This window comes from Acinetobacter sp. (assembly GCF_041911495.1).
Taxonomy (GTDB): domain Bacteria; phylum Pseudomonadota; class Gammaproteobacteria; order Pseudomonadales; family Moraxellaceae; genus Acinetobacter.
On record NZ_JAYROT010000072.1, the window covers coordinates 1 to 2,679 of the forward strand.

General features: G+C 41.4%; 3 protein-coding genes. All 3 read left to right on the forward strand.

Annotated elements, in window-relative coordinates; all coding sequences use genetic code 11:
* Positions 1-164: 164 nt before the first annotated feature.
* The 3 genes from ACE3PQ_RS09640 to ACE3PQ_RS09650 are packed head-to-tail and all read left to right on the forward strand — an operon-like array spanning position 165 to position 2,505.
* Complete coding sequence (locus ACE3PQ_RS09640; RefSeq protein ID WP_374297308.1) at positions 165-605, forward strand: Lrp/AsnC family transcriptional regulator; 441 nt, start codon at positions 165-167, stop codon at positions 603-605.
* A gap of 34 nt (positions 606-639) precedes the next feature.
* The gene (locus ACE3PQ_RS09645) at positions 640-1,251 is read left to right on the forward strand and encodes a YitT family protein (protein WP_374297312.1); all 612 of its coding nucleotides are present in this window, start codon (positions 640-642) and stop codon (positions 1,249-1,251) included.
* A 60-nt stretch (positions 1,252-1,311) separates the two neighbouring features.
* Positions 1,312-2,505, forward strand: coding sequence for an aromatic amino acid transaminase (locus ACE3PQ_RS09650; RefSeq protein WP_374297310.1), 1,194 nt, complete (start codon positions 1,312-1,314; stop codon positions 2,503-2,505).
* The last annotated feature ends 174 nt before the right edge of the window (positions 2,506-2,679 follow it).

Here is a 2,679-nt window from a genome sequence, read left to right on the forward strand (position 1 = left end):
CAGTCCTTGTTTGCGAATTAACTCACAGATATGTAGTTTGTAATTTGCATCGAATGTACGTTTGGTTTTGCTCATGTTGAAATCCTCGTTTCAGTGAAATTATATCTCTATCTCACTGTCTGATTTCATTAGACCATTACAATAAGATACTGCAACAACTACAGATGAATGGTCGTTTAAGCAATCAAGAGCTTGCTGAGATTGTGGGTTTATCAATGTCACAATGTTCACGTCGTCGTATGGCACTTGAGCAAAAGGGCATGATTGTGGGTTATTTTGCGCAATTACACCCTGAAGCAGAACGCCATCCAATTGTCGGGATGCTCGAGATTAAGTTGACGCAATATAGCCAAGCTGTGCTTGATCAGTTTTTAGCATTTATCGAACATGAACCGATGATTCGTGATGTCTATAAGCTCACAGGAAGCTACGATTATCTGCTGAAAGTGACCGCTGAAGATTTGGCGCAAATGAGTGTGTTGATCAATAAAATCACTGCACTTGACTTGGGGATTGGGAATTTCCATACCTCGATTGTGCTTGAACGTATTAAAGAAAATCACCAAATGATGAGCCACATTGTGAGAGGAGTTGAACTTGACTAATATTGCTATAGATACTGTAGAGCAATCTTTAACGATGCAAGATGAAGCTCAGAGCAAGCCTAAACATTCGCATTTGGAAGATGCTATGGCGATGGTCATTGGTACTTTTCTTATTTCGTTTGCCATGCTTTTGATGCAACAAGCGCATACTTTGACAGGTGGTACAGCGGGTTTTGCATTGTTGGTGCATTATGCGACTGGGATTAAGTTCGGTGTGATTTTCTTTTTGATCAATATTCCTTTTTATTATCTTGCATATAAACGTCTAGGTATGCAGATGGTGATTAAGACGATGATTGCTGTAGGTTTATTATCTCTCTTAACAGAGCTCCATCCGCACTTTATTCATCTTGATGGCATTACGCCAGTTTATGGTACGGTACTCGCCAATCTCTTGATTGGAATCGGATTTTTGATATTATTTCGCCATCGCTCAAGCCTCGGCGGCTTTAATCTGTTGGCGCTATATCTACAAGAGCGTTATGGTATCTCGGCGGGTAAGGTGCAAATGGGTTTAGATATCAGTGTATTGTTGGCATCGACCATGTTTATTAGTGTGCCATTACTTGTGATTTCGATCTTGGGTGCGGTGGTATTGAATTTGATTTTGACGATCAATCATCGTCCAGATCGCTACGTGGTTTAGTGCTTAGAATAGTCAATTTGAAAATAAGCATTGTAATAATGAGTTGTTTAAGGAATAGATATGTTTGAACAAGTTCCTGCCTATGCAGGCGATCCGATTCTGTCATTGATGGAAGATTTCAAAGTCGATCCACGTACGCATAAAGTCAACCTGAGCATTGGTTTGTATTACGATGAGCAAAGCGTTGTGCCACAGCTACAAGCGGTTCGTGAAGCGCAAAAGCAATATGCAACGCATAATGATGAAGCAAAGTTGTACCTTCCAATGGAAGGCATGGCAGGCTATCGCCAAGCGATTCAAGCTTTATTGTTTGGTGCAGATAGTCAAGCGATTCAAGCAAAGCGCATTGCAACCATTCAAACTTTAGGTGGCTCTGGTGCGCTGAAAGTCGGTGCGGATTTCCTTAAAAATTATTTTCCACAGTCAGAAGTTTGGGTGAGTAATCCAACTTGGGATAACCACGTTGCGATTTTCTCAGGCGCAGGCTTTAAGACGCATACCTACCGTTATTTTGATCATGATACTCGCCAAGTGAACTTCGAAGCGATGTGCGAAGATTTAAACACGTTGTCACCACAAAGCATCGTTTTACTTCATCCATGTTGTCACAATCCAACGGGTGCGGATTTAAGCCCTGAACAGTGGGATCAAGTGATCGAGATTCTCAAAGCAAAACAACTGATTCCGTTTTTGGATATTGCCTATCAAGGCTTTGGTCAGGGTGTAGAGCAAGATACTTATCTGATTCGTGCGTTGGCAAATACCGATGTGAAATATGTGGTGAGTAATTCATTCTCAAAAATCTTCTCATTGTATGGTGAGCGTGTCGGTGGATTGTCTTTTGTCTGCCAAGATGCAGAAGAAGCATCACGTGTTTTAGGTCAACTCAAAGCGACTGTACGTCGTAACTATTCTAGCCCACCAACTACTGGTGCTGGCTTAGTGAACATCATTTTGAATGATGAAAACTTAAAGCAAATGTGGTTGGATGAGTTAGAACAAATGCGTACACGTATTTTTGCGGTACGTGATCAGTTGCGTCGTCGTTTACTTGAACTTGTACCAAATGGCAACTTTGACTATCTCACAGCACAGCAGGGCATGTTTAGTTATACAGGGTTGTCTGCTGAGCAAGTGGATCGTTTAAAAGAAGAATTTGGCGTGTATTTGGTGCGTTCTGGGCGTATTTGTGTGTCTGGTTTGAATCAGCGTAATATTGACTATGTGGCTGAGTCGATTGCGAAAGTTTTATAAGCTTTCTAATGGATAGAGTAGATAAAATAGCACCTTTGACAGGTGCTATTTTTTTACTTAATGTTGTTATCTCATACAAAAAAGCCTAGATCAATGATCTAGGCTTTTTCGTATTTTGGCTCTCCCACCTGGGCTCGAACCAGGGACCTGCGGATTAACAGTCCGTCGCTCTAC